We start from the raw sequence: 23,649 nt of genomic DNA, 5'->3' as shown, positions 1-23,649 counted from the left end.
CTCGAGACGCAGTGGCCGGGTGTCTTCGGCACGACGACGAGCACGGACGACGGACAGCGCGCCCTGCACGTCCTCAACACGTCGGGCGCGCCGGCCACGGTGACGGTCGGCATCGACGGCACCCCCATCGCGGCCGGCACCACCCTCCACGTGCCTCCGCGGCCGGGGCACATCCTGCCCCTCGGACTCGACGTCGCAGGGCGGCGTCAGGACTGGGCGTCGGCCGAGATCGCAGGCGCCGACGCGGACGGGACGGTGCACTTCCGGCCAGGCCTCGACGAGGACTGCGGCACCAACAGTCATCGCCGACGGCCTCCCAGTCGAACTGGCCCCACGGCAGCACTCGCTCCGTCCCTGAGCTCCAGCACGTACAGGGCGGCCCGGAGGGTGACAAAGGAGTCCCACCCTGGCCGCTCTGCTGCTGAAAATGAGTCGTCTTCGACTAGCGCCGAGCGCATCAAGAAACACGCCGGCAACGGAGCCCATCCCGCCCAGAATGCCGTGCCCCAGGCATCGAGTTCCAGCCTGCCATCGAAACGGGTCGTTGGCTTCGGGAGGCCCTCCGAGCTGTCTTCGCAGGGTGCCTTGCCTCAGATCGACCCTCTCATCGCGCGGATCGAAGATTAGCGCCTGCAAACGGCGATTCACCTGCGTGATGGTGTTTGCCCACAGTTAAGGTCGGGCGGGGAGGCGCCCCATCGGTTCCCCGCTCTCACACTCGCATCCGACCAAACCAGGGGACCCAACATGAGCTACCGCAACAAGACCTATGTGGCCTTCGCGAGCGAAAACATCAAGCTGTACCGCCTCATGGAGGCGTGGCGCGATAACGACAGGATCGACTTCGACTTCTTCGACGCCCACGACCTCTACGAGTCGCGAGACACGAGCAAGCCCGAAACGATCAAACGGAACCTTCGACAGCGGATGAGCAACGCCAAGCAGGTCGTCCTCATCGGTACACCGGAGGCGAAGAGGAAGGGTGGTGACGGCAACTCGTTCCTCGCTTACGAGGTCGACGTCATGATGGAGTACGCCCTCCCGGTGGTTATCGCGAACAGTGGCGGCAGCAAGAGCATCGAGCGCTCGCTGATCCCGTCACCCCTGCTGGATGCTGACTACTACACCTTGTCTGTTGCGTTCAGCCCGGCAATCATCAAGTTCGCGCTTGACAACTACGCGCCCCAGTTTGCAAGCAGCGACAAGACAGGACCTCATTACTACAAGCAGGACGTCTACGACAGGTTGTGATGCGTGTCCATCACTCGTGACCTTCGCAATAAGCGGTTCTGGCGTGGGATGGCGATGCACGGCCTCGCCGCGCTGGGCGCGTTGTCCGCAGTTCTGGGCCTCTTCGACCTCTTCTTTCCTAACGTCCTAGGCGAACTAGATCCTCCCGAGATCTTGATAGTCCCGGCGGTAGCCTTGGCCTACGCCTGTTGGAAGTCGTGGCCGTACCCGGTCGAGCAGCACTACACCACGCCGAACACCAAGATTCGGCTCGTCACCGGCGACCTCTTCAAACAGGACACCAACCTCGTCATCGGCATGGCTGACACCTTCGACATCGAGACCCCGCACATTATTGCCAGTTCAAGTGTTCAAGGGCAGTTCTTGGCTGAGGTCTACCAGCAGGACGTCGGCAGTCTTCGTCGGGACCTGAAAACGGCGCTGGCGAACAAGCCGATCGTCGACACGGTTACCAAACCAGGAAACACCAAGCGCCATGCGCTCGGCACCGTTGCGACCGTTAGGCACCAGCGGAAGCACTACTTCTGCGTGGCGTACACGACGCTTGATGCACATAACAAAGCGTCCTCCTCGATGGGTGTTCTGTGGGAGGCAATGGAGAAGCTGTGGGATGAAGTCCGCATCCGGTCTAACGGTGATGCGGTCTCCGCACCGATCATCGGCTTGGGCCAGTCCGGAATGTCCACGGTGCTTCCGATTCAAGATGCAATCCGCTTTCTTATTTTGTCCTTCGTATTCGCCTCGCGCAAGGATCGCGTATGTGAGGAGCTGAGAATCGTGGTGCGCCCTGAAGACGAGAAGCGCATCGACATGCTCGAGATCCAGGACTTCCTCACCTCCCTGAAGAAGTCGTCGTGAACCACTTAGACGTCCCGGACGCCTACCCGTGCGCTTTCTGTGACTACCTGAGCGGCGTTCGCCCCTTCACGTTCCTTCACCGCGAGAAGCAGGCCGCAATCTTGGTGACGCGCGAGCAGCGTGGATCATCACACTTGCTCATCATCACCACGCGGCACGCGCCGACGGTTCTGGACATCACCGATGCTGAGTCTGAGGCCGTAATGCGCCTCATACGCGAAGCCGCGCGCGTCATTGACGAAGTAGAACGACGACCCGGAATCAGCGTTTGGCAGAACAATGGTGTTGACGCCCATCAGGCAATTCCGCACTTTCACGCACATGTCGCGGGAACGGTCCCCGGGGGTGGAACGGAGTGGGACCAGGTGCGCGAACTAACCCTCGAGGAGACCGAGGAGATCGCATCGAGGCTTCGACCAGCGCTACGACATTAGTCACGCTTACCACTAACCACGCCAAGGCGTGGTCGCCGGACGCCTCAACTCCACACTTGACCCACTTCGTCCGCGGACCGATGCTGGTTTGGTCGCGCTCGCCCGGCCAGGTTTGCATATGGGGTGCCATGTGGCCGCGACGTGTCGTAGCGCGGCCACTACCCACCCCCGCACGCTGCTCGCCGGCGCGGCACGGCAGACGGTGACTTCCCGGAGGGCACCGGGGTAACGACTCTGACTCCAGCGCGCCTGGCTCACAGCCCCGCATCAGCACTTCAAACAAGCCACTCCCCGCACCCGCCATCCTGCGCGCCAGAATGGGCCTACCGGCGGCGTCTTGACGCGGAGGAGAGCCAGTCTCGATATCCACGGCCGCCACAAGAGAGCCAGCAGCAACCAAGCACTGTGCCACTTCGCCGCCAGCCATGCTCCCCGCGCCATAGCACCCCGCGTTGACGCAATCGGCCACATACTGGTCGCACGCTCCCACGGACTGCAACTCCCCCGAGACATTGGTCCTGTCAGTGCCACTCGATTAGTTGTCCGGTACCTTTAATGCACCGACCAAGACCATGAGTTTCTCCCGCCGCGTCTTTCCCCAGAACAAACCCACTAGAAGTGGAGTGGCAGATGGCTGCAGCGCCCGACCCGCTGTCGAACGTTCAGGTCCTCCTTGAAACCCTTTTGAGGGAGCGCCACCAGTCGATGGCTCCGGACCGTTCGGACCAGGAATTCTTCGAACTACTCGCAGCGTCCGAGCTGCTCAAGGCATTCGATCTAAGCGTCGATGAGCTGCATGAAGGACTCATCGGAGGGGGAATGGACGGTGGCCTGGACGGATTCTATGTTCTTGTTTCTGGGGACCCTCTGTCCCCGACACATGGCAAACAAGGGAAGCGAAACCTGGACGTCGACGTCCTGATCTTCCAAGCCAAAGTCTCTCGATCCTTTTCAGGGACTGCGATTGACAAACTTGTGTCGACACTGAGCACCCTCTTTGACCTGTCGCGCGACATGCGTGAACTGCGGCGCCTATATAGCGAGAAACTGATTGAGCGAGTGGCGATGTTCCGCGACTTCTATCTGGACAACATCGGCAACATTGGCAACATGCGCATCCGTGTTTGTTATGTCACGCGTGGAGAGAACCCGCATCCTGCATTCGCGCCGCAAGTGGACACAATTGAGACTCTGTGTGGGCGACTCTTCCCGGGATCGGACGCACAGTTCGAATTCATCGGCGCGCCTCAACTGCTGACCCTCGTTCGCCAACCCCGGCCGGAATGGCTGACACTAGGCGTTTCCGAGGATCCACTTTCCTCGAATGGGCGCGGATTTATTTCCCTCGCTAAACTCTCCGATTTCGCGGCCTTCTTGACTGAGGGTGACGGTACGCGCCGACGCAGACTATTTTTAGCCAACGTGCGTGACTATGAGGGTGGGAATCGAGTCAATGCCGCCATCCTGGAGACGCTTGGACAACCAGGTGCCGACGATTTCTGGACCCTGAATAACGGCGTGACAATCGTCGCAGACGAAGTGCGCCAAGGGTACAGAAAACTTGCAATGCGAGAGCCTAAGATCGTCAACGGATTGCAGACATCAATGGCCATCGTGGAACATTCCCGCTTGAAGGACATGGAACTCGACGATCGGTCGGTGATGGTCCGCGTCGTGGTGCCCCAGGATGAAGCCGCAAGAGATCGCATAATTGTCGCGACGAACAGCCAGACAGGCATCACTGCTGGAGTTCTTCGCGCTGCTGAGTCTATTCACGCAGACATTGAAGATTACTTCAATGGGACCGAACTGGTCTATGAGCGGCGCAGAAACTCGTACCGAAACGAAGGATTTCCGCTCGATAAGATCGTCACCATTCCACAATTGGCAAGAGCGGTCACGGCCGCACTCCTGCAGGAACCAAACCTGTCTGCAAAAGTAAACTCGCACACGCGGCTGGTCGCGGACGATCGAAACTATGGGCGAATATTCTCAACGGAATACCCGCTCGGAACCTTCTTGGCATGCGCTCGGCTGACAAAGCGCATTGAAGGCTTTCTGGGTGAGAGCGGCCTTGACCATGAATTTGAGGTATACCACGGGCAAAAGAGGAAGACGCAGCTATGGTACACGCAGTGGCATGTAGCTATGATGCTCGCGGTGGCTTCAATTCCGGGTGGCCGTGTGACGCCAGAAGCGCTTGCTCGCATTGATGTCGCCGCGATTCCTGAAGAGACTATACGGTCAACGATTGGTCGGGTGAATACCTATTTTGGCCACGCGCGCAAGACATATCGCCGAACTGTCTACCAACTCACGAAATCAGGCCAATTGACGGACGGCCTACTCAAGCCCGCGGATAGGCTCGGCCCCGCAACCTAGGCCTCGCGGCCACGCTCGCTGTTAGAGACACGGTATTGCGTCGGTAGCGTCACCAGACGGCAGCCATGGCCAACAAGTATCTGGACGAGATCGTGGATCACCTCGTGTTGTTAATCGAGGAAGTGCACTCCGCTCCGCGAGTTCGCCCAGTGGTCCTTGGATCTGAGCCCGGAAGAGACGGTCGTTAGCCAGGGCCCGATCGCCCGTCACATGCGCGCCCGCGCTTAAGTGGTCCAGCCGTCAGGGATGGATCGGTCTCCGGCTCGAGTGATGGCCGAAAGACGCACCCCTTCGCCCGCGAGCCGGCCGATGCGTGTGCGGGCCCTGGTTCGAGCTTGATGCGTGAGCGGACCAGTGCGAGAACGGGTTGTCCAAGCCTGCGACAGCAGTGGGGATGACGCTAGTAGAGGCGAGGAGGATTGCCCTTCGCCTCTACAACGGCTCGGACGTAACCTTCCCACTTGGCAATCACATGCGCCCACGCGGGCCCGCTGAAGTACGGCTCAAGGTCACTACTGAGATCGACCTCGGGCATATATGTACCGAGCACCCCGCTTTCCAAGATCCCATCGGCTACGACTCCAGCCTCTCGAAAAATGAGCACGGGAAGTCCGATTTGATAGGCCATGGCTGGCTCGATATGGGCCCAAGGCGACGTAAGCCACACGTCTCGTAATGGGCGCTCTTCGATTCCCAGGTCGGATCGGAAGTTGCCGCTGCCTTCGCCAATGTGGGTACGACCGAAGGCAATCGTGATGAGGCCATTCGACTCGAGCATCAGGCGGCGGATGGCCTTCAATGGCGCGTCCATATCGTAGTCGGTTACCCCTAACGTGCGCGGCGCGAACCCCCGCTCGATCAGATGAGCGCGCACGCGGTCAACGAACGCCTGCTGCTTTTGTTGACAGGGCTTGGGGTAGCTCAAGAACACCGAGATGCCACTCTGCACGCCTTCGTCGCCCACTGAGGCTCCTTTCAAAAATGCGCGGCAAATCAGCGTGAAGGCTACCCGCCGTAACAGCCGCTCAAGTGATCAACAATCTCCATCGCAGGTCGTTCACGCTGCGGCCCCCAAGACGAACCTTGCCACATTTGTACCCGCCACCGAATCAGCTCGAGGCACGACGGGTCTCCCAACCGCGATCCTGGCCTCTCTACGTTTCGGTGTGACCCGGCAAGCGGCCGCGTCACTCCGCCGCGTTTGGGCGCACCGCACACGACGAGCGACCGCGTTGCGTCACGCATTTCATGCCTGCACGCTTCGGGGCGAACTCCTCACCGGGCTAAGGGGCGGCCCCCACTCCCTGCGTTCAGGAGTGGGGGCCGCTCGTACTGGAAGCCGGCGCTAGGGACTAGCGACCGCGCGTGCGCGGCGTATCACCGGGGCCAGAGGGTCTCGTCCAAGTCGGGCAGGGTGCCCTTCGCCAGGTTGTCGGTGTCCTTGGCGGTCAGGCGCCCGGGTGCGAAGCCGCTCATCGAGCCTGAGACCGGCAGGTTCAGCCGCGTGGAGCGCAGGTCGACGGCATACGTCCCTGCGCTGGTGTCGACGGCGATCACGCCGTTGCTCGCCCCGCTGACGACGAGTCCCAGCTGGTGGCCAGCTGGGACAACGATGTCGTTGGCGGCCAGCTCGACGGTGACCTGGTGCTGGCCGGCCCCGTCGAGGCGGGCCCAACCGCGGGCCAGCACCTGCAGCTGGGTGCTCTGCAGGCGACGCGTGACGTCCTTGTAGCAGGCGTCGTCCGTGGCGATGGACCCTCCCCAGCAAGTCTCCGTGGTCAGTGTCTGAGCCCCGTCACCGGAGGTGCTGACCCGGTCCATGGCGCCGTAGTCGACGAGCATGACCGACACCTGCCCGACCGGAGCCGAGTGGGTCACCGTCAGGTCGACCGTCGGCGTGCCCGAGATGCGGACGTCCTTCGTCACCGCTCCGGTGAGGAACTGCAACCGGTTCGGGTTGGCAGTCAGCGAGACGGCATTGGTCTCCGACAGGCGGGAGTTGTTGACGTAGGAGGCGGTGCCCGGGTCCTGCTTGCCGAGGGCCAGCGTGCCGTCCTCGCGTGGGTTGAGCGACATCGTGCGCGCGGACTGGATCGGCCACGTCTTGGAGGTCTCCCACTGGTCCGGGGCGGTCTCGACGCGGACGGCCGGCTCACGGTCGATCCCGTTGTCGATCCCCATGAGCTCGTGGTCGAACCACCGGTTGAGGGTGGTGACCCACTCATGCCGGTCGTGGTCGAACGGGTCGACGTGGCCGAGGCGGCTGAGCCACATCTTGCGCTCGACTCCGCTCTGCCCCAAGGCCTCCCACCACTTGGAGGCATTCATGGTCTTCACGTTGGTGTCCTGGAGCCCGTGGACGATGAAGACGCTCGCCTTGACCTTGGACGCGTCGTAGAAGGTGCCGTCGCGGTAGTCCCGCTCGGCCCAGAAGTCCGTGTAGGCGCCGGTGGAGTCGGCGTCGTTGGCGTCCATGTAGGCCAGCCGCGCCGAGCAGTCCGTCGGGATGGTGCGGCGCTGGGCGATGGTGCGCGAGAGGCTGCTCGCGTAGTGGCGCGACTTCACGGCGCCCTGCCAGCGGTTGTAGTCGTACCACGAGCTGATGGCGCTGATCGGCACGATCGTCTTGAGCCCGTCGACGCCGGTGGAGGCGACGCCGTTGGCGAGCGTCCCGTCGTAGGACTTGCCGATCATCCCGGTGCTGCCGTTGCTCCAGGTGGCCTGGACGAGGGCGCCGCTCGAGTCGTGGGCGCTGCCCTTGCCGTTGAGCCACTCGACGACCGCCTTGGCGGACTCGACGTCGGAGCGGCCGCCCTCGTCGGTGCACCCGGTCGAGCGGGCCGTGCCGGCCATGTCGACGGCGACGAACGCGTAGCCGCGGGGGACGAAGTAGTTGTCGTAGTAGAGCGGGAACTTCGTCGGGCTGCCGTCAGCCGCATACTCCTTGAACTCGCCGTCGTTGCCGCGGCCGAGGCTCAGGTAGTAGGGGCTGGCGTCCATGATGACCGGCACCCGCGCGGTGCCGTCGAGCTCGCGCGGCCGGATGATGTCGGTGGCGATGCGCTCTGCCTTGCCGTCCCCGTCCAGGTCGGGCGTGTCGACCCAGACGGTCTCGCGGATGGCGGTCGCGTAGTCGTACTTCGGCGAGGTCATCCCGTCGACGAGAGTGACGGGCGGGGTTTCGGTGACGCTGGGCGGTGCGGCGTTGGCCTCCCCGACAGTCCCCATGGCCAACGGTGCGGCCACGGCGAGCGAGCTGGCGAGGGCAAGGATCCTGGCTCTCATGTGAGTCCTTCCTGCCCCCGGAACCGGCGATGTCCCTTGAGGGTGAGGGGCTTTCTCAAAGTAGCGACGAAATGCCCGGAAAGGGAGGGTGCTGCGAACCGGATGCGATGCTGTCCGTTTGTCTGTCCGGCTGCCCCGACGACGACACCGACGACGATCGCTAGCGAGTCCGCCGGATCAGAGGAAGTCGGCCGGATCGAAGTCCCTGATGACGATGATCCGGATGCGTGGCAGCGACTCTCGGAAGGCCTGCACGTCGTACGCGAGGTCGAAGGTGGCGAGGCCGTGGGTGGTCAGCTCCAGGAACGCGCTGCTGCGGAACTCCTGGAAGCCGACGACCCCCACCCGCCGGCCGTCCAGCAGGTCGCCCATGTTCACCGGCTCGGCGGCCGGGCCGACTATGTCAGGTGCGCGGACCGATACGGGCAACAAACGGTCAAATTGCCTCACCCGGCCGCCCTCCTTCCAAGGCTGACGTCACTCGACAGACGTATTCCTGCCTCTCCTCGTGAAAGCACCCTGTTGTCCGAGCACGGACGCCGCACCACTACTCTCCTCACGATGTATCCGTGAGAGACAAGTCGATAGGGCGGGGAGCCGGGTGGCTGAGGACGTGCAGTACGAGCACCACGATGTGCGGGCGATCAGGGGCACCGAGGCGAGCAACATCGCCAAATGGGAGAAGGACGGCTGGGAGCTCGTCAACCAGAGTGCCGGGCTCTTGTGGACGGACCTCACCTTCCGCCGCCTCAAGCCGAAGACGGCCGGCACGTACCTCAAGGCGTTCGCACTACAGTGCTACGCGGCATTTCGTGGCTTTGAGCCGCAGACTCAGAAGCGCGCCGTGGCAGTGTGCGGGACCTTGGTCATTCTCATGGTGATCGCGGGCGTTGCCGTCGGGCTCCGTGCTGGAGGTGGCACTCCCGCACCGAGCGCGTCTCCCGGCACGTCGGTGGCGTCAGCCACCGAAACGCGTTCTGAGACGCCGAGCCCAAGTGCGACCACCACCGCACCTGAACCGGAGGCGTACAGCTACCACGGGCCGAAGTACGAGATCGTCTCGGTCGACGAGGGACAGACGGTGGCGAAGCTGGACCAGTACTGGATCTACACGGGCAAGCTCGATCAGTCGACGTCCAGATACAAGGACCAGGTCAAGCTGATCATCGCCGACATCGCGCGCGACCAAGCCACTGACAAGTTCTTGCTGGAAGTCGTCACGAGCAAGGAGATAGCCCTGGCAGAGTCCCCATCCACGATGGAGAACTTCGTTGCGGAACACGGGATGGACTACTTCCAGAAGGCCATCCCCAAGAAGGAAAAGACCGGGTGGGTCGCGTCATACACAGGTGGGTTTGACTCCAACGCCGTGGAACCGAGCGACACTGCTTTCGAGATCGTCTGGATGCCCGCCGGGACGCCGAAGTTCGAGAAGTGGCGGCCCGAAACAGGGGACTGACGCCGCTTTGATTGGTGCAGTCAAAGCCGTCTCCAGCCGGCAGACGTCTCCAGTCCGGGGCGGCCGTCAGTCGCGGTGCGTGCACTTGACCTCCGCTCAGCGCGAAGAGACGACTCTCGGCTGGCTCAGCACCTCAGAAGGATCCTCCATTGACGCTGAAGCCGGTCGGGCGGATGACCCTCGCGGGCACGCCGGCGGCGACGGTGTCGGCGGGGACGTCCTTGGTCACGACCGCGCCCGCCCCGATCACGGCGCCGTCCCCGATCGTCACGCCGGGCACGACCGTGACGCCGGCGCCCAGCCAGACGTTGCGGCCGATCGTCACCGGCGCCGGCTCCATGTCGGCGCGCCGAGCCGGGTCCATCGAGTGGTTGAGCGTCGTCAGCGTGCTGCCGTGGCCGATCAGCGACCCGTCGCCGATGCTGATGCCGCCGGTGTCCTGGAAGCGGCAACCCATGTTGATGAAGACGCCCTCACCGAGAGTCAGGTTCTTGCCGAACTCGGAGTAGAACGGCGGGAAGACCGTCACCGACTCGGCGACCTCCCGACCGGTCAGCCGGGACAGCAGCGCGCGCACCTCGTCCGGCGAGCGGTAGGCGCCGTTCAGCTCGGCGAGGACGCGCATCGCCTCCTGCGACGCCGAATGCATGAACGCGTGCGCCTCCGACCCGCCCTCGATGACCCGTCGCGCCCGCACGTGCTCGAGGAAGTCCTCCAGATCCAGCCGACCGCCGGGTGTCCGCTCCGTCGTCGTCACAGCGTCAGCAGCACCTTGGTCGCCCGGCGCTCGTCCATCGCCGCGTAACCGGCAGCAGCCTCCGAGAGCGGCAGGGTGAGGTCGAAGACCTTGCCGGGATCGATCGTGCGGTCCCAGATGAGCTGGATGAGCTCGGGCAGGTAGCGACGCACCGGCGCCGGCCCACCGAGCGTGTGGATGCCGGCGAAGAACAGCTCGATGCCGGGGATCTGCACGTCGTAGTTGACGCCGACGTAGCCGAGGTGCCCACCGCCACGGGTCGCGCCGACGGCCTGCATGAACGACTCGCGAGTGCCAACCGCCTCGACCACCGAGTGGGCCCCGAGGCCGCCGGTCAGCTCCTTGACCTTCGCGACACCGGCCTCGCCACGCTCCTCGACGATGTCGGTCGCGCCGTAGTAGCGCGCGAGCTTCTGCCTCTCGGGATGACGCGACATGGCGATGATCCGCTCTGCGCCCAGCTGCTTCGCGGCGAGGATCGCCATGAGTCCGACGGCGCCGTCACCGACGACCGCGACCGTCTTGCCCGGGCAGGCCTGCGCGGCGTCGGCCGCGAACCAGCCGGTGCCGAGCACGTCCGAGGCGGCGAGCAGCGAGGGGATGAGGTCCTCGTCCGGCTGCCCGGGGGTCGCCACGAGCGTGCCGTCGGCGTGCGGGATGCGGGCCAGCTCGGCCTGGGTGCCGATCCCGCCATGGACGAACTCGGCGTGGACGCACTTGGACTGGAAGCCGGCCCGGCAGATCTCGCACGTGTTGTCGGAGATGACGAACGACCCCACGACGAAGTCGCCCGCCTTGACCGTGCTCACCTCCGAGCCGACCTCCTCGACGACCCCGGCGTACTCGTGGCCCATGAGGGTGTGGTCGACCGGCTCGACGCCGCGGTAGGGCCACAGGTCGCTGCCGCAGATGCACGTCGCCGTCAGGCGGACGATCGCGTCCGTCGGCTCGATGATCCTCGGGTCCTCGCGCTCCTCCACCCGCACGTCGCCGGGTCCGTACATGACAACTCCACGCATCGCGTGAACTCCTTCAGCTCGCTTCTCGCGGGCAGACGCCCGCCGGGCCAACGGCCCACCACACGAGTGAACCCGCCGGCGAGCGGCCGAGGAAGTCCCTGTCGAGGCACGTACTGACAGGGCACCTCTCACGGCTCGGCCCACCCCTCGACGCGGCCTAGTCTCGAAGGCGTGGACAACCGCCAAGAGGTGCGCGAGTTCCTCATGACCCGCCGCGCCCGCATCACCCCCGACCAGATCGGCCTGCCCGTCAGCCGCGGCCGACGCGTGCCCGGCCTGCGCCGCAGCGAGGTCGCGACCATCGCCGGGCTCAGCGTCGAGTACTACGCCCGGCTCGAGCGCGGCCAGATCGCCGGCGCCTCGGCCGGCGTCCTCGACGCGCTCGCTCGCGCCCTGCAGCTCGACGACACCGAACGCGCTCACCTGCTCGACCTCGCGAGGGCAGCGGACGGCATACCCACGTCCGGGCGCCCGCGCCGACGCGCGGCCGGCAAGCCTGCGTCCCGGCCCAGCCTGCAGTGGGCCCTCGAGTCGATCCGCGACGCCGTCGCCTTCGTGCGCGACCCGCACCAGAACCTGCTCGCCACCAACGCGCTCGGCCGCGCCTTCTACTCGCCCGTCATCGGCGAGGGCGGCCGCCTGCCGAACCTCGCCCGCTTCCAGTTCCTCGACCCGGCCAGCCGCGACTTCTACCCCGACTGGGAGCTCTTCGCCGGGATGTGTGTCGGCATCATGCGCACCGAGGCCGGCCGCGACCCGCACGATCGCGGCCTGCAGGACCTCGTCGGCGAGCTCTCCACGCAGAGCGAGGTCTTCCGCCGGCTGTGGAGCGCCCACGACGTGCGCACCCACGGCACCGGCACCAAACGCTTCACCCACCCCGTCGTAGGCGAGCTGACCCTCGCCTACGAGGAGCTCGCCATCACCGCCGAGCCAGGCCTCGTCCTCATGGTCTACACCGCCGAGCCCGGCTCGCCCTCGGCCGAGCGCCTCCAGCTGCTCGCCTCCTGGGCCGCCGACACCCCGAGCCCCACCGCGACCACCGACAGCGCGATCCCCAACATTCAGAAGGAAACCCATGCAGATCACCCGTAGCTCCGTCGACACCGTCAAGGGCCCGAGCGACTGGTTCACCGGCGACGTCTACATCGACGCGGTCGCCGCAGCGCCCAGCCCGTCGCGCGTCTCGGCCAACCTCGTGCACTTCATGCCCGGCGCCCGCACCCACTGGCACCGCCACCCCCTGAGCCAGACCGTCTTCGTCACCGAGGGCATCGGCCTCTGCCAGCGCCGCGGCGGCCCGATCGAGGTCATCCGTCCCGGCGACCGCGTCCTCTTCGAGGCCGACGAGGAGCACTGGCACGGCGCCGCGCCCACCCGGCTCATGGTGCACGTCGCCATCAACGAGGGCGACGCGGACCACGACGTCGTGCAGTGGCTGACCCCCGTCACCGACGAGGAGTATGCCGCCGCCCCCTCGCTCACCGACTGACCGACCCAGCCCTGACGCCGACACGAGCAGCCCAGCAGGGGACGCGCGCAAGCCCGCGCTGACGGCCCTTTTACGAGGTCTCGGGAGAGCCCTCGAAGGAGCGCTCGAGGGAGGCGAGGGTGTGTGACCGCTCCCGCGTCACCATTCGCGCGGCGACTGGCTTGAACACGCGAGCCACGCCGTAGAGCTCCGCCTCGGCGGTGTGGTGGACGACCGTGGAGTCACCGTCGACCTCGAGCACGTAGCGCGGACGCGCCTGGGTGAGCGGGTGGCCGAAGATGCTGAACGTCTCGCTGAAGGCGAGGCGCGTCGACGGCACGTGCTCGGTCACCTCCCCGACGAAGCGACCCATCCGCGTCCGGTCGACATACGTCGTGCCCGACCGCACCGGCAGCGCGGACGTCAGCTCCGTGCCGCCGAACACGCCGTCACGGTGCATCCACTGCCGATAGCCGGGGAGATCGGCGAGCCGCTCGAACACCTCGCTCGCCGGGCGACGGATCACCGTCCGCGCCTCGAACCGAATCACGCTCCCAGCCATGAAGCCTCCTCGATCGGTGCGGCGACCAGTCCCAGCCTAGGCAGGTCGCGGTGATCTGCCTACACCATCACCGGGGGCGAGTGCGGACGGCACGTCCCTCGCGCGGTGGCGATTGCCGCGAGGGTCAGGACTGCAGTTTGCGGTGCGTCTTACCTCCGCGAGTCGACCCGGCCCCGACCCGCACACATGTCCGCACGGACGGGGTTCGACACACGTCAGCTGCACGAAGGTTTCAGGCGCTCGACAACCCAGCCCGATGTCGGGCAGCGTTGGGATATGGCTGAGACCAAGAAGACTGCGAAGAGCGGGTTCAGCGCGGAGGAACGCGCCGCGATGAAAGCGGCCGCCGCTGAGCGTAAGGCGTCACAGAAGCAACAGGACCTGGACAAGGCGCTCGCAGATGTGATTGCCCAGCTCCCGGAGGATGAACGGGTCATGGCAGAGAAGATCGATGCGATCGTGCGCGAGCACGCTCCGGAACTCGCGTCCAAGACGTACTACGGCATGCCCGGATGGGCACGCGACGGCAAGATCTGCGTCTTCATGCAGCCGGCGACGAAGTTCAAGGTCCGGTACTGCACGATCGGCTTCGACCCGACTGCGAACCTTGACGACGGCGACATGTGGCCGACCTCCTTCGCGATCCTGAAGATTGGACCTGCTGAGGAGGAGAAGATCATCGCCTTGGTGAAGCGGGCCGTCTCCTGACAACCGAGCTGTCTCCAAGGCGCAGCCAGTACCGGGCCCACTCTGGACGGGGGGGACCCCTCGGCGCGCCGCTGCCATCCCAGATGGGTGACGAGTGACTCGACGCCACGGAGGGTGAGGAACGGCGGAACGATCCCCCTGGTCATTTGCCATTCGTGCGTGGCGAACATGAAGACCGAATCATCAGCTCTCCGGGCTTCGTCAATCACGCAGCGGCGAACCGCGCGCTCACGACGTGCGTCACCCCGCCGCTAGCTGCCCATCCTGACCACGTGCGCTGTGACCCTCTCTGATGAGTTGATGCCGGCCTGAGCTGACCCGCTCATGGGCCGCCGGCGATATCGGCCAAAGTGCGAATGCGAGGGCTCGTCGGTAGCGCACGCGACGGACTCATCAGAAGTCGCCAGAGCGGGTTGTCCGCAGCACGTAGTCGGCCACCAACCGAGGCTGTACGAGTGGCAGCAAATGCCCACCCGGAAGGACGTCGACCTCGACGCCCAGCCGGTCGCGAGCGATCCGGCGCTGCAAGCCAACCGGGAAGAAACGGTCGTCCGCGCCCGCCAGGACACGGATCTTGACCGATGGCCAGGCCGTGAAGTCACAGACCGATTCAAACGCGACGTCCGCCTCGGCGCGCTGATACGGCTCACCTTCGGCGGCGACCTCGGCATCGACGTCGTGCAGAAAGTACGTCGCTACGTCGAAGGGACCGTAGCCACCAGCGCGGGCTGCCTCCTCTTGGGCTTCGAACGCCCCGGTGTGCGCCCACCATTCGCGAGCCGTCTCGCCCGGATCAGGGATCATCGCGTTGACCAGCACCACCTCCCGGACGGGCACCCGCTCGCAGACGAGCGGCACGGTGAAGCCTCCGAGCGACCCCGCGACGAGCACGACGTCCGAGCGTGAACCGATCGCGTTCACCACCAGCTCTGCGTAGCGGTGCAGGCCGGCGGCTTCGTCGTCGCCGGGCAGATCGACCGCGATCACTTGGTGCCCGGCCTCGAACAGGAACCTCGCGACTCGACTCCAGACCCACGCCGACCCACCTGCTCCCGGAATGAGCACGAAGGTAGGCACACCTGACTGTAACCAGACCGATAGGTCTCCGCTTGACCGTCGCACGACTGCGTCCAACCGCCGCCGGTGGGGAGCATGCCGCAATGAGTGGCGGCTGAACGCTGGCGCTCGATCCCCGTGTGATGCAACTGTTTCACGGGACGCTGCACCATGATTCGCGTGTCGGGAAGGAGCAGACGAGGTGTTCGGACATGTGAAACAGGTCGGATTCGTCGGCGTCAGTGACCTGGATGCCGCCGAGCGGTTCTACGGTGGCGTTCTCGGCCTCGATCTCGTGGACGCGCGACCGTTTGCGTTGGTCCACGACACGCCCACCAGCCAGCTTCGCATCGCAGCCGTGGAGGAGGTCCGCACAGCGCCCTACACGGTTCTGGGATGGATCGTCGCAGACCTGGACGGCGAGATAGACCGGCTCACCGCGGCTGGCGTCACCTTCAACCGCTACGACGGCATGGCCCAGGACGACCGCGCTATCTGGACCGCACCCGACGGCGCCCGGGTCGCCTGGTTCCACGACCCCGACGGCAACAACCTCTCCCTGCAGTCCTGAGCATTCTGCGAGACGCAGCGTCGCGCCCACGCCGCCCCAGCGGTCGCCGTGGAACCCGTCGTAGGGTCGGAGCGTGGAACCGGGACAACCGAGTCGGACGGCGGTCTTCGTCTGTCAGGGCCGCGCCGTGGCCGACGGATGCGCTGGGGTCGAGCCGTTCGCTGACCCCGTCGCCGAGCGGCTGTTGTCCGAGGCGGAGCTCGAGCCCGTCCGGCTGGCTCGACGCGGTGAGCTCCCCGACGACGGCCGCGCCCGGTTGGTGGTGCAGTCGGTGAGCGCCTGCGCCGCGGTGATGGCGCCGCGCACCGTGCTCATCGACACCGCGGTGAGCAGGACGCTCGAGCAGAGCGGGGCCTGGCAGGTCGTCCTTCTCGGCGCCGGGCTGGACGGCCGGCCGTGGCGCCTGCCCGCGTTGCGCGGGATCACAGTGTTCTCGCTCGACCACCCCGCATCCCAGGCCGACCTGCGCCGTCGAGCCGAGACCCTTCCTTCCCCGGTGTGCGACCTGCGGTTCGTGGCCGTGGATCTGACCCATGAACCGCTCGGTCCGCGGTTGGCCGCCGCCGGGCACGACCCGCTCCGGCCCACGGTGTGGATCTGGGAAGGCGTCATCCCCTACCTCTCGCGCCCGCAGGTCACCGCCACCCTCGACGCCCTCACCGGCATCTCCGCCGCCGGCAGCGTCCTTGTCGCGCAGTACCAGTCGCGCTCCCTGTCGGCACAGGTGGGGCGGCGCGTGGCCGGACTGGTCTCCCGCCTGTCGGGTGCCGTGTCCCCGTTGGCCGGCGAGCCCTGGCGGTCCCTGTGGTCCGAGCGACAGATCGCCCGGCTCCTGGCCGATCGCGGCTGGGTCGTCGACAGCGATGTCAGTCTGATCGAGAGCACGGCTCGCTACGACACCCCGCACGCCAGTGCCGGATCACTCGCCAACGGTCGAGTCGCCGTGGCTCGACTCGGAGCGCGATCGAGCTGACGAGCGGCGAGTCCGCTGGAAAGTCGCTGGGCAGAGCCCGCAGACGACCGGTTCGTCCACCGCACCTGCGTACCGTGTAGGCACCGCTCCTCCCTCCCGTGAAGGGGTCCGCACCATGACGGCACCGACCGCGGCGGCCACCGGCACCGCACGCACCGCCCGCCCGGGCTGGCTGCCGCCCCGGTGGCTCGTCGTCACCGCGGTGCTCGTCCTCGCCCTCGTGCTGACGGACGCGGTGTCGCAGGCCGTCGTGCCCTTCATCCGCCGCGACGACTGGCCCTTCCTCCTGCCGCCGCACACCCCGTTCGCCACGAGCGTCTACGCCAAGAACCTCTCCGAGGGCCGCTGGCTCAACTGGGCCTGGTGGGTCGGCGTCGGCCAGCACAGCACCCCGCTCACGGCGTCGCTGACGTACGTGACGGCATACGTCGTCTTCGTCGCGGGCCTGTGGCGCGTGCTGCGTCCGGTCGACCGCGCGCTGCACTGGGCGGTCGACGCGCTCCTCGGCGTCACGGTCTTCGCGTCGGCGCTCTGGGTGCAGCTGCTCTACTGGCCCGGCACCCTGACGCCGTCGGTCCTCATCGCGGCCGCCGCGGTGTGGACGCTGCCGTGGGCCTCGCGCACCCGGCCGAGGCTCGCGGTGTGGCTCCTGCTCGCCACCGTCCTGACGACCCTGACCTACCCGCCGGTGGGCGTCGTCCTCTTCCTCGCCGCCGTCGTCCAGCTGCGGACCCGCCCGTGGAAGGACGTGCTGCTGCTCGCCGGCGGTTACGTCGTGGCGTACGCCGTGGGCGTCGCCGTCATCTACGGCCTCAACGGCATCTTCTTCGGGCACCTCGGCCTCAAGATCGCCGCGTGGCGACACCCCAACCCGATCCACGACCTGCACACCCTGCGGGTCAACGCAGGCCGGTTCGCCCGCGAGGCGCTCCGCCTCGGCTCCGCGCTGTGGATCGCCGCCCTCGTCGGGATCGTCGCCGTCGTCGCCGCCTGGCTCGACCGCACGATCCGGCCGTTGCTGGTGCGCCTCGTGGCCGGGCTCGCGGTCGTCGTCGCGCTGAGCGCAGCGCAGACCGTGGTCACCGGCGTCGTCACCGACCCGCGCGGCGAGCTCTGGGCGTGGATGGCCGTCCTCGTCCCCGCGGCCCTGCTGCTCGGTGGCGCCGGGTGGTCGCCCCGCATCGGGATCGCCTGCCTCGCCGCGCTCACCGTCTTCGGCGTCCTGACGTGGCGGGCCAACATCGGCGCCCACCAGCAGACCCGGAGCGAGTATGCCGCCCTCGTCGACCGCGCGACCGTGCCGGGGCCGTCGGGCACCCGCCGCCCCGTCGTGCTCTACCAGGACCCGGCGCAACGAGCCACGAGCAAGGGCTCGATCATGGCCGGCACGCTGCGGATGATGGTGCGCCAGGCCCAGGGCGGCGTCGTGCCGCGCTGGTGCGCGCCCGCGGAGTGCGTGCGCATCAAGGCAGCCGGGACGCAGGTCGCCGACCTCGGGTCGGTCGTCGGCGTCGTCGTGCCGCCCCCACCGGCCTGGATCTGAGACCGGCCGGCGGGGACGCGTCGACTACTTGACGGACCCCGCGGTGAGGCCGCCGACGAGGTGCTTCTCGATGATCGCGAAGAGGATGACGACCGGCACGACGGCGATGACCGACGCCGCGAAGAGCTGGTCCCAGTGCTGCTCGTAGCCGGTGATGTAGGCCCGCATGCCGACCGTGAGCGGCTTCTTGTCGTCGTCGATCATGAGCGTCAGGGCCACGACGTACTCGTTCCACGCCGCGATGAACGTGAAGATCGTCGCGGTGACGAGGCCCGGCAGCGTCAGCGGCAGCATGACCCTGCGCAGGATCTGCCACCGGCTCGCACCGTCGAGGGCCGCCGCCTCCTCGACCTCGAGTGGGATCGAGGAGAAGAAGCCGTGCAGGATCCAGATCGCGAAGGCGAGGTTGAACGCCGCGTTCGTGAGGATGAGCGCGCCGTAGGTGTTGATCATGTTGAGCTCGAAGAACTGCCGGTAGAGGCCGACGACGAGCGAGGTGGGCGCGAACATCTGGGTCACGAGCACGAGCAGCAGAAAGAGACCGCGCCCCGGGAAGCGGTGCCGCGCCGTCATGAAGGCCGCGGGGATCGCGACGAGGATGACGATCACCGTCGAGCCGGTCGCGACGATGAGCGAGGTCTTGAGCCAGTTGAGGAACCGCTCGTCGCCGAGGATCTGGGCGTAGGTGTCCCACTGCCAGACCTTCGGCAGGATGCTCGGCGGCGTGCTCTTGACGTCGCTGCTCGTGCGCAGCGAGTCGAGCACCATGACGAGGTAGGGCGCGATGAAGACGAACGCGACGAGCGCGCCACCGATCGCCATGAGGATCCGCTTGCGCCGCTTGGGATCCCGGTTGTATGCCGTGGGGTTGCCTTGCGGCGCAGGCGTGCCCGCAGCGCTGGGCGCAGGAGCCGTCGTCGTGCTCATCGGCTCGTCTCCTCGCGCCAGTTGATGATCTTGAGGTAGATGCCGACGACGACGAGGATCAGCAGGACGTTGAAGATGCCCGCGGCCGCCGACATGCCCACGTCGTGTTCCTGGCTCTTGAAGGCCAGCTTGTACATGAACGTGATCGTCGTGTCGTGCAGGTAGCCGGGGTTGCGGTCGTTGAGGGTGTAGATGATCGGGAAGCTGTTGAAGACGTAGATGACGTTGAGCACCGTCGCGATCATGAGCGCCGGGCGCATGAGCGGGAGCGTGATGTTCCAGTAGCGCTGCCACGGGCTCGCACCGTCGACGGTGGCCGCCTCCATGACGTCGTCCGGGATCGCACCGAGGCCGGCGATGAAGACGAAGATCGTGAAGGGCAGCGACACGAAGACGCCGACGACCACCATCGAGAACATCGTCCAGCTGTCGTCACCGAGGAAGTCGATGGGCGTGCCGATGACGTGCAGGCTCAACAGGATGTGGTTGATGATCCCGTAGTTGTAGTCGTAGAGCAGGACGAAGAGCTGGCTCGTGATGACGAGCGAGGCCGCCCACGGGATGATGACGGCCCACCGGACGAAGCGTCGTCCCGGGAAGCTCTTCACGAGGAACTGGGCGAGCGCGAGGCTCAGGACGATGGTGATCGCCACGACCGCGACGACCCACACGACGGTGTTGCGCAGCACGGTGCCGAGGTCGGGGTGCTCGAGCACCTTGACGTAGTTGTCCCAGCCGGCGTCACCCTTGCGCAGTCCGGTGATGGAGTACTCGCCGCGCGAGGCGTCGAAGAGCTTGATCGCCGGGTAGAGCACGACGCCGAGGATGAGCGCGAGCGCCGGCGCGAGCCACAGCAGCGCGACGAGGGGGTGGACCTGGCCGATGCGTCCCGCGCGGCGCCGACGACCGGCGCGGGACGGCATACGCGAACGACGGTCCCCCGACCCCGCCACGGGGGCGGGATCGGGGGACACCGTGGTGCTGTCGCTCATCGGGGCTGGTGCCTCAGCCGCCGCTCTCGGCGGTCCGCTGCAGACCGTCGAGGGTGGCCTTCGGGGAGCCGTTCATGGCGCCACCGAGGTTCTGCTGGACGGCGAGCTTGACCTTGTCCCACGTGGGGTCGTCGGTCGGCGTGAGCTTCGCGTTGGGCAGCGTGTTGAGGTAGACCTGCAGCGCCTTCTCGTTGGAGAAGTACGCGACGCCCGACTTCGTGACCGGGAGGAAGCCCTCGGCCTTGATGAAGGTGTTGACCTGGTCGGGGGTGTAGTAGAGGTTGTAGAAGGCCTTGACCGCCTTCTCGTTGCCCGGCTTCTTGAACGCCATGAGGTAGTCGGTGACACCGAAGGTCTTGCTCTCGGTCCCGTCGTTGGACGGGAACGGCGCGACGGCGTAGTCGACCTTCTTGTCCTTGTCGAGGTCGGCCGCGAGCGGGCTGAAGCCGATGACCATGCCGGCGGTGCCGGACTTGAAGAGGTCGAAGGCGTCGGCGCGGTTGGTGCGGGCCGGGTTGTTCTGCGTGACCTTCTCGTCGGCGAGCTTCTTGAGGAAGTCGAGGGTCGCGACGTTCTTGTCGGAGTTGATGACCCAGTTGCCGTCGGTCTTCCAGTCGCCGCCGTTGTTGAACAGCCACATGGAGAACTCGCCCTGAGCCTCCTCGGGGCCGAGCGGGAGGGCGTAGCCGACCTTGCCGCCACCGAGGGCGGTGATCTTCTTGGCGTCGGCCTCGAGCTCGGTCCACGTCTTCGGCGGCGCGGCGATGCCGGCCTGCTGGAAGAGCGTCTTGTTGTAGAAGAAGGCGCGGGCCGAGGACAGGTCGGGGAAGCCGTAGAACTTGCCCTGGTAGGTGCCGTACTTGACGAACGTGTCGAGGATGTCGTCCTTGACGACGGCCGGGAGCACCGCGTCGGAGTCGTAGAGCAGGCCGTCCTTCGCGTAGCTGGCGTACGCGTTGAGGTTGAGGATGTCGGGGGCCTGGTTGTTCTGGATCATCGTCGATGACTGCTGGTCGATGTTGTCCCAGCTGACGACCTGCACCTCGAGGGTGTATCCGGTCTTCTCGTGGTACGTCTTGGCGAAGGCGTCCCAGAACGCCTTCGTGTGGTCCTTGGAGTACTCGGCCGCGACGAGCTTGATCGTCTTGGCCTCCTCGGCGGTGCCGCCGGCCGTGCCCCCCGGTGCCGTACCGGCACCTGTCCCTCCGCCGCATGCGCCGAGGGCGAGGCCTGCGATGGCCAGCCCCGCGACGACCACAGACTGCTTCGTCGACCTCATGTCTCTCCTTGGTTCGGTGCCGGACGTGGTGGCAACGTGATCACGCGCCGACCCGGTCACACAATTAGGCCAACCTAGAGGGGCGTCTTTGCCATCCGCAAGAGCAATTCTGACTGGATGTTCATCAATTCGATCACAATCACGCAAGGGGGCGTCGAGCGGTCAGACCTGGTGAATCTCGACACCGGCCTCGCGCAGCGCGTCCACCTCGTCGCGGTCAGCGCCCACCGTAGTGACGAGGTGGTCGATGCGCTCGGCGGGACAGATCGAGGCGAAGGTCCGCACTCCGAGTTTGTCACCCGTGGCGACGCAGATGACCTGTTTCGACCGTTCGATCATCGTGCGGATGATGGCGGCCTCCTCCTCGTGCCGGCACGTGGCGCCCTCGCGGGCCGACAGACCGTTGACGCCGACGATGGCGACGTCGAGCCACAGCTGCTGGAGCACGAGCGTCGCGAGCGGCCCGGTGACCTCGTAGGACTCGGGCCGCGCGACCCCGCCGAGCGAGACGCACTGGACGTGCGGGCGGAGCACCGCCTCGGTCGCGATGTTGAGGGCGTTGGTGACGATCGTGATCTCGCCGTCGGCCGCGAGGTCCTCGCGCGCCGTGATGGCCCGTGAGGTCGCGGTCGTCGTCGTGCCGCCGTTGAGGCCGATGACCTGGCCGGGCAGGACGAGCGCGGCCGCCGCCTCGGCGACCCGCGTCCGGTCGTCGTCGGCCATGCTGCTGCGGTAGCGGTAGGGCAGCTCGTAGGCGACGTTCGTCGCGACGACACCACCGTGGTTGCGGGCCACGAGCTGGCGTTTGGCCAGCTCGGAGAAGTCGCGCCGGATGGTGGCCTCGCTGACGCCGAGCAGCTCGGACGCCTCGCCGACGCCGAGTCGGCCGGTCGTCGCGAGGCGGTCGAGCATGATCGACCAACGGCTGGCGCGGTTGCGGGCGAGATCGCTCTCTTCGGTCACGCGCTGACGATACCGCGCAGTTCGAGCAATGGACATGTGCATCTATGCGCGTTTACGCTGTGTTTCGCGCAAACACAATCACCACCGTCACGGCGAGAGCCGTGTGACCGCCGAACCGTCGGGAGCCACCATGCCGCAGACCACGCACCTCGCCCAGGAGATCGCCACGCAGCCGGACGACTGGGAGCGCGTCGTCACGCGCCTCGACGACGTCGCGCGGCACCTCCCGCGCCCCGGTGAGCGGGTCGCGACGATCGGGTGCGGCACGTCGTGGTTCATGGGACAGGCGTATGCCGCCCGCCGCGAGGCGCTCGGCCAGGGCCCCACCGACGCGTATGCCGCCTCCGAGCACCAGCTCGCGCGCGGCTACGACCGCGTCGTCCTCATCAGCCGCTCCGGCACGACGACCGAGGTCATGGCCGTCGTCGAGGAGCTGCGCGCCTCGGGCACGCCGCACGTGTCGATCGTCGCGACGGCCGGCACCCCGGTGGCCGAGCGCTCCGACGCGACGGTGCTGCTCGACGACGTCGACGAGCAGAGCGTCGTGCAGACCCGCTTCGCCACGACGACCCTCGCCCTGCTGCGCGCCTCCCTCGGCGACGACCTGGGTCCGGTGGCCGAGCAGGCCCGAGCCGTCCTCGCGGAGGACGCGTCGGCGGCATACGGCCACCTCGCGCTGGCGGAGCAGGTCACCTTCCTCGGGCGCGGCTGGTCCAACGGCATCGCCAACGAGGCCGCGCTCAAGCTGCGCGAGTCGGCGCAGTTCTGGTCGGAGTCCTACCCGGCGATGGAGTACCGCCACGGCCCGATCAGCATCGCGGCGCCGGGGCGGGCCGTGTGGGCGTTCGGTGAGGTGCCGGAGGGGCTGCCCGAGCAGGTGCGCGCGACCGGGGCGCACTTCGAGCACCGCGACATCGACCCGCTCGCCGACCTCGTGCGCCTGCACCGGCTGTGCCTCGGCAAGGCCGACGCCGCCGGCCTCGACCCCGACGCCCCCCGCAACCTCACGAGAAGCATCGTCCTCACCTGACACCGTCGAGAGGCCAAAGTCTGCGGGTCTCGGCGACTCGAGAGGCCAAAGTTCGCGACGCACTTTGGCCTTTCGACGTGCGCCCACCCGCGAGCTTTGGCCTCTCGACGGTTGGGGAGCGGCCAGACG

The 23,649-nt window shown here is 66.6% G+C and carries 23 protein-coding genes; 12 read left to right on the top strand and 11 right to left on the bottom strand.

The features are described from left to right. Positions 1 to 747 precede the first annotated feature (747 nt). The 4 genes from AC1DW8_RS11010 (at position 748) to AC1DW8_RS10995 (ending at position 4,925) form a co-directional block, all read left to right on the top strand. Positions 748 to 1,251 (top strand): TIR domain-containing protein, encoded by a 504-nt coding sequence (locus AC1DW8_RS11010; RefSeq protein ID WP_478093959.1) that lies wholly within the window; start codon positions 748 to 750, stop codon positions 1,249 to 1,251. 3 nt (positions 1,252 to 1,254) lie between these two features. After that, entirely contained in the window at positions 1,255 to 2,109 is an 855-nt protein-coding gene (locus AC1DW8_RS11005; RefSeq protein WP_478093957.1) for a macro domain-containing protein, read from the top strand. Continuing rightward, on the top strand, positions 2,106 to 2,543 hold the full coding sequence (locus tag AC1DW8_RS11000) for an HIT family protein (RefSeq protein WP_478093955.1): 438 nt from the start codon (positions 2,106 to 2,108) through the stop codon (positions 2,541 to 2,543). The genes AC1DW8_RS11005 and AC1DW8_RS11000 overlap by 4 nt, the downstream gene beginning before the upstream one ends. 630 nt (positions 2,544 to 3,173) lie before the next feature. Continuing rightward, positions 3,174 to 4,925 carry an AIPR family protein gene (locus tag AC1DW8_RS10995; RefSeq protein WP_478093953.1) on the top strand — a complete coding sequence of 584 codons (1,752 nt, stop codon included), beginning with the start codon at positions 3,174 to 3,176 and terminating at the stop codon, positions 4,923 to 4,925. Positions 4,926 to 5,325: 400 nt separating this feature from the next. Here the strand turns inward: AC1DW8_RS10995 and AC1DW8_RS10990 are convergent, their stop codons facing one another. The 3 genes from AC1DW8_RS10990 to AC1DW8_RS10980 all read right to left on the bottom strand — a co-directional run bounded on the left by AC1DW8_RS10990 (position 5,326) and on the right by AC1DW8_RS10980 (position 8,582). Beyond that, entirely contained in the window at positions 5,326 to 5,889 is a 564-nt protein-coding gene (locus AC1DW8_RS10990; protein WP_478093951.1) for a hypothetical protein, read from the bottom strand. 413 nt (positions 5,890 to 6,302) lie between these two features. After that, a complete protein-coding gene (locus AC1DW8_RS10985) occupies positions 6,303 to 8,210 on the bottom strand; it encodes a CocE/NonD family hydrolase (protein WP_478093950.1) in 1,908 nt (635 codons plus the stop codon). A 177-nt stretch (positions 8,211 to 8,387) separates the two neighbouring features. Next, on the bottom strand, positions 8,388 to 8,582 hold the full coding sequence (locus AC1DW8_RS10980; RefSeq protein WP_478093948.1) for a hypothetical protein: 195 nt from the start codon (positions 8,580 to 8,582) through the stop codon (positions 8,388 to 8,390). 229 nt (positions 8,583 to 8,811) lie between these two features. Here AC1DW8_RS10980 and AC1DW8_RS10975 point away from each other — a divergent pair, with 229 nt between their 5' ends. Then, the gene (locus AC1DW8_RS10975) at positions 8,812 to 9,669 is read left to right on the top strand and encodes a hypothetical protein (protein WP_478093946.1); all 858 of its coding nucleotides are present in this window, start codon (positions 8,812 to 8,814) and stop codon (positions 9,667 to 9,669) included. 133 nt (positions 9,670 to 9,802) lie between these two features. On the opposite strand, the gene AC1DW8_RS10970 is transcribed toward AC1DW8_RS10975, so the two are convergent. After that, positions 9,803 to 10,393, bottom strand: a complete 591-nt coding sequence (locus AC1DW8_RS10970; RefSeq protein ID WP_478094063.1) for a sugar O-acetyltransferase — start codon at positions 10,391 to 10,393, stop codon at positions 9,803 to 9,805. A 29-nt stretch (positions 10,394 to 10,422) separates the two neighbouring features. Then, on the bottom strand, positions 10,423 to 11,445 hold the full coding sequence (locus AC1DW8_RS10965; RefSeq protein WP_478093944.1) for a zinc-dependent alcohol dehydrogenase family protein: 1,023 nt from the start codon (positions 11,443 to 11,445) through the stop codon (positions 10,423 to 10,425). A 171-nt stretch (positions 11,446 to 11,616) separates the two neighbouring features. On the opposite strand from AC1DW8_RS10965, the gene AC1DW8_RS10960 reads away from it, so the two are divergent. Next, positions 11,617 to 12,540: a helix-turn-helix transcriptional regulator gene (locus tag AC1DW8_RS10960; protein ID WP_478093940.1), complete on the top strand. Its 924-nt coding sequence runs from the start codon at positions 11,617 to 11,619 to the stop codon at positions 12,538 to 12,540. After that, positions 12,524 to 12,937, top strand: coding sequence for a (R)-mandelonitrile lyase (locus tag AC1DW8_RS10955; RefSeq protein WP_478093938.1), 414 nt, complete (start codon positions 12,524 to 12,526; stop codon positions 12,935 to 12,937). Before AC1DW8_RS10960 ends, AC1DW8_RS10955 begins: the two co-directional genes overlap by 17 nt. 70 nt (positions 12,938 to 13,007) lie before the next feature. Here the strand turns inward: AC1DW8_RS10955 and AC1DW8_RS10950 are convergent, their stop codons facing one another. Beyond that, positions 13,008 to 13,478, bottom strand: coding sequence for an SRPBCC family protein (locus tag AC1DW8_RS10950; protein ID WP_478093936.1), 471 nt, complete (start codon positions 13,476 to 13,478; stop codon positions 13,008 to 13,010). Positions 13,479 to 13,754: 276 nt separating this feature from the next. Here AC1DW8_RS10950 and AC1DW8_RS10945 point away from each other — a divergent pair, with 276 nt between their 5' ends. After that, the gene (locus AC1DW8_RS10945) at positions 13,755 to 14,186 is read left to right on the top strand and encodes a hypothetical protein (protein ID WP_478093934.1); all 432 of its coding nucleotides are present in this window, start codon (positions 13,755 to 13,757) and stop codon (positions 14,184 to 14,186) included. A gap of 393 nt (positions 14,187 to 14,579) precedes the next feature. Here the strand turns inward: AC1DW8_RS10945 and AC1DW8_RS10940 are convergent, their stop codons facing one another. Beyond that, positions 14,580 to 15,263 carry an alpha/beta fold hydrolase gene (locus AC1DW8_RS10940; protein WP_478093932.1) on the bottom strand — a complete coding sequence of 228 codons (684 nt, stop codon included), beginning with the start codon at positions 15,261 to 15,263 and terminating at the stop codon, positions 14,580 to 14,582. A 181-nt stretch (positions 15,264 to 15,444) separates the two neighbouring features. Here AC1DW8_RS10940 and AC1DW8_RS10935 point away from each other — a divergent pair, with 181 nt between their 5' ends. From AC1DW8_RS10935 to AC1DW8_RS10925, 3 genes are all read left to right on the top strand, one after another. Beyond that, positions 15,445 to 15,813, top strand: coding sequence for a VOC family protein (locus AC1DW8_RS10935; RefSeq protein ID WP_478093930.1), 369 nt, complete (start codon positions 15,445 to 15,447; stop codon positions 15,811 to 15,813). 73 nt (positions 15,814 to 15,886) lie between these two features. Next, positions 15,887 to 16,786 (top strand): class I SAM-dependent methyltransferase, encoded by a 900-nt coding sequence (locus tag AC1DW8_RS10930; RefSeq protein ID WP_478093927.1) that lies wholly within the window; start codon positions 15,887 to 15,889, stop codon positions 16,784 to 16,786. 115 nt (positions 16,787 to 16,901) lie between these two features. Continuing rightward, complete coding sequence (locus AC1DW8_RS10925) at positions 16,902 to 18,329, top strand: hypothetical protein (RefSeq protein ID WP_056823498.1); 1,428 nt, start codon at positions 16,902 to 16,904, stop codon at positions 18,327 to 18,329. Between the two features lie 24 nt (positions 18,330 to 18,353). On the opposite strand, the gene AC1DW8_RS10920 is transcribed toward AC1DW8_RS10925, so the two are convergent. The 4 genes from AC1DW8_RS10920 to AC1DW8_RS10905 form a co-directional block, all read right to left on the bottom strand. After that, positions 18,354 to 19,256 carry a carbohydrate ABC transporter permease gene (locus tag AC1DW8_RS10920; RefSeq protein WP_056780646.1) on the bottom strand — a complete coding sequence of 301 codons (903 nt, stop codon included), beginning with the start codon at positions 19,254 to 19,256 and terminating at the stop codon, positions 18,354 to 18,356. After that, positions 19,253 to 20,248 (bottom strand): carbohydrate ABC transporter permease, encoded by a 996-nt coding sequence (locus tag AC1DW8_RS10915; protein ID WP_235508551.1) that lies wholly within the window; start codon positions 20,246 to 20,248, stop codon positions 19,253 to 19,255. Before AC1DW8_RS10915 ends, AC1DW8_RS10920 begins: the two co-directional genes overlap by 4 nt. A 13-nt stretch (positions 20,249 to 20,261) precedes the next feature. Next, positions 20,262 to 21,527, bottom strand: a complete 1,266-nt coding sequence (locus AC1DW8_RS10910; RefSeq protein WP_235508550.1) for an extracellular solute-binding protein — start codon at positions 21,525 to 21,527, stop codon at positions 20,262 to 20,264. Between the two features lie 162 nt (positions 21,528 to 21,689). Next, a complete protein-coding gene (locus AC1DW8_RS10905; RefSeq protein ID WP_082620049.1) occupies positions 21,690 to 22,490 on the bottom strand; it encodes a DeoR/GlpR family DNA-binding transcription regulator in 801 nt (266 codons plus the stop codon). A 130-nt stretch (positions 22,491 to 22,620) separates the two neighbouring features. On the opposite strand from AC1DW8_RS10905, the gene AC1DW8_RS10900 reads away from it, so the two are divergent. Next, on the top strand, positions 22,621 to 23,520 hold the full coding sequence (locus AC1DW8_RS10900) for an SIS domain-containing protein (protein WP_056780888.1): 900 nt from the start codon (positions 22,621 to 22,623) through the stop codon (positions 23,518 to 23,520). Positions 23,521 to 23,649: the final 129 nt, after the last annotated feature.

This window comes from Terrabacter sp. P2_E3 (assembly GCF_056403915.1).
Note: the sequence above shows the minus strand (reverse complement) of the source record. Positions and strands in the feature narration are given on the sequence as shown.

Excerpts from the sequence above, each read along its gene's own strand:
- AC1DW8_RS10915 (WP_235508551.1), bottom strand. The coding sequence starts at position 20,248 with ATGAGCGACAGCACCACGGTGTCCCCCGATCCCGCCCCCGTGGCGGGG.
- AC1DW8_RS10955 (WP_478093938.1), top strand. The coding sequence starts at position 12,524 with ATGCAGATCACCCGTAGCTCCGTCGACACCGTCAAGGGCCCGAGCGAC.
- AC1DW8_RS10945 (WP_478093934.1), top strand. The coding sequence starts at position 13,755 with ATGGCTGAGACCAAGAAGACTGCGAAGAGCGGGTTCAGCGCGGAGGAA.
- AC1DW8_RS11010 (WP_478093959.1), top strand. The coding sequence starts at position 748 with ATGAGCTACCGCAACAAGACCTATGTGGCCTTCGCGAGCGAAAACATC.
- AC1DW8_RS10900 (WP_056780888.1), top strand. The coding sequence starts at position 22,621 with ATGCCGCAGACCACGCACCTCGCCCAGGAGATCGCCACGCAGCCGGAC.
- AC1DW8_RS10910 (WP_235508550.1), bottom strand. The coding sequence starts at position 21,527 with ATGAGGTCGACGAAGCAGTCTGTGGTCGTCGCGGGGCTGGCCATCGCA.
- AC1DW8_RS10965 (WP_478093944.1), bottom strand. The coding sequence starts at position 11,445 with ATGCGTGGAGTTGTCATGTACGGACCCGGCGACGTGCGGGTGGAGGAG.
- AC1DW8_RS10920 (WP_056780646.1), bottom strand. The coding sequence starts at position 19,256 with ATGAGCACGACGACGGCTCCTGCGCCCAGCGCTGCGGGCACGCCTGCG.
- AC1DW8_RS10925 (WP_056823498.1), top strand. The coding sequence starts at position 16,902 with ATGACGGCACCGACCGCGGCGGCCACCGGCACCGCACGCACCGCCCGC.
- AC1DW8_RS10950 (WP_478093936.1), bottom strand. The coding sequence starts at position 13,478 with ATGGCTGGGAGCGTGATTCGGTTCGAGGCGCGGACGGTGATCCGTCGC.
- AC1DW8_RS10985 (WP_478093950.1), bottom strand. The coding sequence starts at position 8,210 with ATGAGAGCCAGGATCCTTGCCCTCGCCAGCTCGCTCGCCGTGGCCGCA.
- AC1DW8_RS10980 (WP_478093948.1), bottom strand. The coding sequence starts at position 8,582 with ATGGGCGACCTGCTGGACGGCCGGCGGGTGGGGGTCGTCGGCTTCCAG.
- AC1DW8_RS10995 (WP_478093953.1), top strand. The coding sequence starts at position 3,174 with ATGGCTGCAGCGCCCGACCCGCTGTCGAACGTTCAGGTCCTCCTTGAA.